The 6,706-nt window shown below is 69.1% G+C and carries 8 protein-coding genes; 6 read left to right on the top strand and 2 right to left on the bottom strand.

Annotated features, from left to right (window positions below; genetic code table 11):
* From ACRDUX_RS09890 to ACRDUX_RS09875, 4 genes are all read left to right on the top strand, one after another.
* On the top strand, positions 1 to 534 hold a 534-nt coding region (locus ACRDUX_RS09890; protein WP_526413383.1), incomplete at its 5' end, for a quinolinate synthase NadA.
* Entirely contained in the window at positions 531 to 2,120 is a 1,590-nt protein-coding gene (locus tag ACRDUX_RS09885; RefSeq protein ID WP_526413381.1) for an L-aspartate oxidase, read from the top strand. The genes ACRDUX_RS09890 and ACRDUX_RS09885, both read left to right, overlap by 4 nt.
* A complete protein-coding gene (gene nadC, locus ACRDUX_RS09880) occupies positions 2,117 to 2,983 on the top strand; it encodes a carboxylating nicotinate-nucleotide diphosphorylase (protein WP_526413379.1) in 867 nt (288 codons plus the stop codon). The genes ACRDUX_RS09885 and nadC overlap by 4 nt, the downstream gene beginning before the upstream one ends.
* Positions 2,984 to 3,039: 56 nt before the next feature.
* Positions 3,040 to 3,564: a hypothetical protein gene (locus tag ACRDUX_RS09875; protein WP_526413377.1), complete on the top strand. Its 525-nt coding sequence runs from the start codon at positions 3,040 to 3,042 to the stop codon at positions 3,562 to 3,564.
* A gap of 6 nt (positions 3,565 to 3,570) precedes the next feature.
* On the opposite strand, the gene ACRDUX_RS09870 is transcribed toward ACRDUX_RS09875, so the two are convergent.
* Together ACRDUX_RS09870 and ACRDUX_RS09865 are read right to left on the bottom strand one after the other, a co-directional pair.
* Positions 3,571 to 4,206, bottom strand: coding sequence for a LysE family translocator (locus ACRDUX_RS09870; RefSeq protein ID WP_526413375.1), 636 nt, complete (start codon positions 4,204 to 4,206; stop codon positions 3,571 to 3,573).
* Positions 4,207 to 4,249: 43 nt separating this feature from the next.
* A complete protein-coding gene (locus ACRDUX_RS09865) occupies positions 4,250 to 4,672 on the bottom strand; it encodes a nitroreductase family deazaflavin-dependent oxidoreductase (protein ID WP_526413373.1) in 423 nt (140 codons plus the stop codon).
* 98 nt (positions 4,673 to 4,770) lie between these two features.
* Here ACRDUX_RS09865 and hisD point away from each other — a divergent pair, with 98 nt between their 5' ends.
* Together hisD and ACRDUX_RS09855 are read left to right on the top strand one after the other, a co-directional pair.
* Positions 4,771 to 6,084, top strand: a complete 1,314-nt coding sequence (hisD, locus tag ACRDUX_RS09860; protein WP_526413385.1) for a histidinol dehydrogenase — start codon at positions 4,771 to 4,773, stop codon at positions 6,082 to 6,084.
* Positions 6,081 to 6,706, top strand: a 626-nt coding sequence (locus ACRDUX_RS09855; RefSeq protein WP_526413371.1) for an aminotransferase class I/II-fold pyridoxal phosphate-dependent enzyme, incomplete at its 3' end; no start/stop codon positions are given. The genes hisD and ACRDUX_RS09855, both read left to right, overlap by 4 nt.

Genomic DNA, 6,706 nt, shown 5'->3' with positions numbered 1-6,706 from the left:
GTGCTGTTCTGCCCAGACCAGTTCCTCGGCGCGCACGTCCGCCGGGTGACCGGCCGGAAGAACCTGCACATCTGGGCGGGCGAATGCCACGTGCACGCCGGCATCAACGGTGACGAACTGGCCGCGCAGGCCAAAACCCATCCCGATGCGGAGCTGTTCGTGCACCCAGAGTGCGGCTGCGCGACGTCCGCGCTGTACCTGGCCGGCGAGGGGGCATTCCCCGACGACCGCGTGAAGATCCTCTCGACCGGTGGCATGTTGGACGCCGCCAAGCAGACCCACGCACGTCAGGTGCTGGTCGCCACCGAGGTCGGCATGCTGCACCAGTTGCGCCGTGCCGCACCCGAAGTCGACTTCCGGGCCGTCAACGACCGGGCATCGTGTCGGTACATGAAGATGATCACCCCAGCGGCCCTGCTGCGCTGCCTGATCGAGGGCGCCGACGAGGTGCACGTCGACGCCGAGACTGCGCGGCTGGCGAGCGCAAGCGTTCAGCGCATGATCGAGATCGGGCGGCCGGGCGGCGGGGAATGAACGCCCGTTCTGAGGGCTGCGGCGGCCCAGGCTACTGGCAGCAGCGCGCCGACGTCGTCGTCATCGGCACGGGTGTCGCTGGGCTGGCCGCTGCGCTGGCGGCACACCGCCGCGGCGGCCGGGTGGTCTTGCTCAGCAAGGCGAGTGAGACCGCGACGTTCTACGCCCAGGGTGGAATCGCCGTCGTGGTGCCGCGGACCGACGACTCCATCGAGGCCCACGTCGCAGACACGTTGGCCGCGGGCGGCGGCCTGTGCGATCCGGAGGCGGTCACGTCGATCGTCGCCGACGGGTACGCCGCCGTTGCCGAACTGGTCGACTACGGCGCTCGGTTCGACGAGTCGGGGCCGGGCCGGTGGTCGCTGACCCGCGAGGGCGGCCATTCCCGACGCCGGATCATCCATGCCGGCGGAGACGCGACAGGGGCCGAAGTCCAACGGGCCCTCGACCACGCTGCCGCCACGCTCGATATCAGACGCAATCACGTTGCGCTGCAGGTGCTTCAGGACTCAGGCGGCATCACGGGTGTGCTGGTCCACAGTGACGACGGGCTGGGAGTCATCCATGCCGCGTCGGTGATTCTGGCGACCGGGGGCCTCGGTCACCTGTTTTCGGCGACGACCAACCCAGAGGGTTCGACGGGCGACGGGATCGCCCTTGCGCTGTGGGCCGGCCTGCCGGTCAGCGACCTCGAGTTCATCCAGTTCCATCCGACGATGCTGTACGACGGCCACGCGGGTGGGCGACGACCGCTGATCACCGAGGCGCTCCGCGGTGAGGGTGCGATCCTCGTCGATGCGCGCGGCGACTCCGTGACCGCAGGCATCCATCCGATGGGCGACCTCGCCCCGCGCGACGTGGTGGCCGCCGCCATCGACGCGCGACTGGCCATGACGGGCGACCCGTGTGTCCATCTTGACGCGCGCAGCGTCGCCGACTTCGCGCGCCGGTTCCCCACCGTGAACGCGGCGTGCCTGGCGGCAGGCGTTGACGCCACCCGGCAGCTGATCCCGGTGGTGCCGGGTGCCCATTACAGCTGCGGCGGCGTCGTGACCGACGTGTACGGGCGTACCGAACTCGCAGGCCTGTTCGCCGCGGGCGAGGTGGCGCGCACCGGGATGCACGGCGCCAACCGGTTGGCGTCCAACTCCCTTCTGGAGGGATTGGTGGTCGGACGCCGGGCGGGCGCTCTCGCTGCCGAGTTCGCGGCGGCGTCGGACCCAAGGCGCGCGTCCCCCGACGTGGAGCCAAGGGTGGCACTGCCGCGGGCAGAGCTGCAGCGGGGGATGACTCGGCACGCCTCCGTGGTCCGCGACGACCTCGGATTGCTCACCCTCACTGCGCTGTTGAGCACTGCGCGGGCTCGCAACCTGGCCAGCCGCGCCGACTTCGAGGATGCCGCGCTGACGGTGACGGCAGCTGCGGTGGCGGCAGCGGCGCTCGACCGTCTCGAGTCTCGGGGTTGTCACCATCGCGCCGACCACCCCGATCTGGATCCCGCCTGCGCGGTCAGTGGCTCCGTCAGGTTCGATGCCACCGACGGCCGGGTCGCCGTCGCCCGCTCGGTCGAGGTGTGCAGCCGATGATGCTCAACGACGACGAGCTTGCCGAGACGCGGGCGACCATCTCGCGCGCATTGTCCGAGGACCTGCGCTACGGCCCCGACGTGACCTCGCTGGCGACGGTTCCCGCCGACGCCACCACCAAGGCGTCGATGGTGAGCAGGCAGGCGGGCGTCGCAGCGGGCGTCGACATCGCGTTGCTGGTGCTCGACGAGGTCATCGGCGTTGGGGAGTACGAGGTGGTGGACCGCGTCGACGACGGCACCCGGTTGGAGCCGGGGGATCCGCTGCTGGTGCTCGAAGCGCCGACGTTGGGCCTGCTGACCGCCGAACGCACCATGCTGAACCTGGTCTGCCACCTGTCCGGCATCGCCAGCACCACCGCGGCGTGGGTCGAGGCGGTGGCGGGCACCGACGCCAAGATCCGCGACACCCGCAAGACCCTGCCGGGACTACGCCTCCTGCAGAAGTACGCCGTGCGCGTCGGTGGCGGGGTCAATCACCGGATGGGCCTTGGGGATGCGGCATTGATCAAGGACAACCACGTCGCCGCCGCAGGCTCGGTGGTCGCCGCGCTGCGCGCCGTGCGCGAGGTCGCACCCGACGTGCCCGTCGAGGTCGAGGTCGACTCGCTGGAGCAGCTCGACGAGATCCTTGGCGAGGACTTCGGCGCGACGCCGCTGATCCTGCTGGACAACTTCCCGGTCTGGATGACGCAGATGGCCGTCCAGCGCCGGGTTGCCCGCGCCAAGGAGGTGAAGCTCGAGTCGTCGGGCAACTTGTCGCTCGAGAACGCCGCGGCGTATGCGGGGACCGGTGTCGACTACCTCGCCGTCGGAGCGTTGACCCACTCGGTGCGGGTCCTCGACGTCGGCCTCGACCTCTGAGGATCCTTCGGGTTTCGCGCACCCGATCTCGCTTTGCCGGCGGTTAGGATCGCGCCATGTCGACCGATGCGACCGATGCGTTCAGGACCTCCCCGTCCGGAGATTCGCCACGGCGCGGGCGCGGGCTGGCGATCACGGCTCTGGTCGTCGCCCTCGCCGCGCTTGGTCTGGCGTCGTGGACCGCCCTTCGTCCTGCCCCGGAGCCGTCCGCCGAGGTGTTCACGGACGCCCAGCAGGCCGAGGCGAAGGTGGCCGCATGTGGCGCAGCAGATCTGGTGCGCAGGGGGGTTTCGTTGAACACCAACCTGCAGAGTCCAGGCGGCGAAGGTGACATCACGGGCGCACTCGCGGTGGCCGCCAACGCGCGGCTCTCGCTGTCAGAAGGGGGCCACTATTTGCTTCATCGCCTCGGCGACGCCGCCCCCGCCGAGCTCTCCGATGCCGTGCAGAAGTTTGCCAACACCCTGATGGACATCGGCGCTGCCGCCACCGCGGGCGCGCAGAACACCGATCCGGATCAGGCGGCCAGGCTGCAGGCCGCCGACACGGAGAACGCCAGGGTCGCCGAACTCTGCAAGTGACCCGATTCAGGTGGCAGCAGCGCGGCGCACCAGCGACAGCACCAGGGCGGCCGTCGCGAACAACCCGGAGAAGACTCTGTTGAGAGCAGTCTGCTGACGAGGCGTGTGCAGCCGCTCGACGAGTCGCACCGCCAGACCCGTGTAGAGGCCCATCACGACCAGGTCGACGGCGATCATCGTCGCGCCGATCGCCAGGTACTGCGGAAGCAGTGGTGCCGTCGGCACCACGAACTGCGGTAGCACGGCGAGGAAGAACACCAGCCCCTTCGGGTTGGTCGTGTTGATGAGGAAGCCGCGCACGACGAGCGACAGCCGACCGCCGTCGACGGACTTCCCGACCTGTTCGCGCAGATCGGTCGTGACCGAACGCCATTGCCGCACCGCGAGATAGCCGAGATAGGCGACGCCGATCCACTTGATCACGTTGAACGCCACGATCGAACTGGCGACGGCCGCACCCAGCCCGACTGCCACCAGCGTCAGTTGCAGCATCAGGCCGGTCTCCAGGCCCAGGATGCTCCAGTAGCCGCGACGCACCCCGTGGGTCAGGCCGACGGCCATCGACTGGATCGCGCCCGCGCCTGGCGACACCGCGATGAGGATCGCCGCGCCGATGAATGCCAGCCAGACGTCGAAGGCCATGACCCACAGTCTCGCAGGTGGTGGAGGTCAGCTCAATGGAGTTTTACGCGACGTCGGCGACGAAGGTGCCCTGCCACTTCGCGAGCGTCCGGGGGATCCGTGGAAGCGTTGGGTCGACCGTGCCCGCCGGAAGCACCCGTGGATTCACCAGGTGCAGATCCTTGCGACCGACGTGGATGTGGGCCTCACCCGCCGCGATGACGTTCTTGATCCAGTTGGTCTTGCCGTGGACCAGCCCGATCGCCAGCACGCTGCCGTTACGGTATGCGGTGACGATGGTCTCGTAGTCCTTGCCCGACGTGCGGCCGCGGTGCTTGATCACCGCGAAGCCCGGCATCCGCTTCGAGAACGGCCGGAGCAGCGGATTGACGTACTTGATCTGAAACCGCTCCAGCCAAACCGGTATGAGCATTGGCACTCCAGGCGAGTGGTTGGGGTGGTCTTCCCTTGAATTTGACGCTGACATGGCGGCTCCCGAATTCTGATTTGTGCTGCTCTGGGACAATAGACGGCGTGAATGCCTCGGCTCCCGATTTGAAGGTCACCGCCGGCGCGGCTCCGAAGATGTCCCGCATCGACCTGCGGGGCGAGCAGCTCTCGACGGCCGCGCTGCGTGCCGTGCTGCCGCGTGGCGGTGTCGACGTCGACGCGGTGGTGCCGAAGGTACGGCCGATCGTCGATGCCGTCATCGAGCGCGGCGCGGCGGCTGCCCTCGAGTATGGGGAGACCTTCGACGGGGTTCGGCCCGAGACGGTTCTGGTGCCCCTGGCACAGCTGGAGAGGGCACTCGCCGAGCTGGACGCCGATGTGCGCGTCGCCCTCGAGGTCGCCATCGAACGAACGCGCGCCGTGCACGCCGACCAGCGGCGCATCGACAGCACGACGACGCTGGCGCCAGGAGCTACGGTCACCGAACGCTGGGTGCCGGTCGAGCGGGTGGGTCTCTACGTCCCCGGCGGCAACGCCGTCTACCCGTCCAGCGTCGTGATGAACGTCGTCCCCGCGCAGGCTGCGGGCGTGGAGTCGCTGGTCGTCGCGAGCCCACCGCAGGCCGAGTTCGGCGGGCTGCCCCATCCCACGATCCTTGCCGCCGCCCGCATGTTGGGCGTCGACGAGGTGTGGGCGGTCGGCGGGGCGCAGGCCGTCGCGCTGCTCGCCTACGGCGGTAGCGATACCGACGGCGCCGAACTGGCGCCGGTCGACATGATCACTGGCCCTGGGAACATCTACGTGACGGCCGCCAAACGGATCTGCCGGTCGGCAGTGGGCATCGACGCGGAGGCCGGTCCGACGGAGATCGCCATCCTCGCCGACCACTCCGCCGACCCGGTCCACATCGCCGCCGACCTCATCAGCCAGGCCGAGCACGACGAGATGGCGGCCTCCGTTCTCGTCACCACCAGCACCGCGTTGGCCGACGCGACGGATGCCGAACTCACGAAGCAGCTCGGGTCCACCGTGCATCGCGAACGCGTCACCGCGGCCCTCACCGGACGACAGTCGGCCATCGTGCTCGTCGACGACGTCGACGCAGGCCTTCGAACGGTCAACGCATACGCCGCCGAACACCTCGAGATCCAGACACTCGATGCCTCCACCGTCGCGGGCCGGGTACGAGCCGCCGGAGCGATCTTCGTCGGCCCCTGGTCCCCGGTGAGCCTTGGCGACTACTGCGCAGGCTCGAACCACGTGCTGCCCACCGCGGGATGCGCCAGACACTCCAGCGGACTGTCGGTGCAGACCTTCCTGCGCGGCATCCACGTCGTCGATTACACGGAGGCAGCCCTGAAGGACGTGTCGGGATACGTGATCACCCTGGCGCAGGCCGAGAATCTGCCCGCCCATGGCGAGGCCGTCCGCAGGAGGTTCGAGAAATGAGCAAGGTCACCCTGGACGACCTTCCCCTGCGGGACAACCTGCGCGGCAAGTCGCCGTACGGCGCGCCTCAGCTAGCGGTTCCGGTGCGGCTCAACACGAATGAGAATCCGCACCCGCCGACCCAGGCACTGATCGAAGACGTCGCAGAGTCGGTGCGGGATGCGGCGGCCGATCTGCACCGCTATCCCGACCGCGACGCGACCGCGCTGCGGGCCGACCTCGCGGCCTACCTCAGTTCGCAGACCGGCGTCGCACTGAGCACCGAGAACCTCTGGGCGGCCAACGGCTCCAACGAGATTCTGCAGCAGTTGCTCCAGGCGTTCGGCGGCCCCGGCCGCAGCGCCATCGGGTTCGTCCCCTCGTATTCGATGCATCCCATCATCTCCGACGGGACACAGACCGATTGGCTCGAGGCGAAGCGAGCCGATGACTTCGGACTCGACGTGGACGTGGCCGTTGCCGCCATCACCGACCGGCGACCCGACGTCGTCTTCCTGGCCAGCCCGAACAACCCGTCGGGCCAGAGCGTCCCGCTCGAGGACCTGCGCAGGCTGCTGGACGTCGCGCCGGGCATCGTGATCGTCGACGAGGCGTACGGCGAGTTTTCCTCGGAGCCCAGTGC

Source organism: Mycobacterium sp. (genome assembly GCF_050701675.1).
Classification (GTDB): Bacteria; Actinomycetota; Actinomycetes; order Mycobacteriales; family Mycobacteriaceae; genus Mycobacterium.
This window is presented reverse-complemented; position numbering and strand designations above follow the sequence as displayed.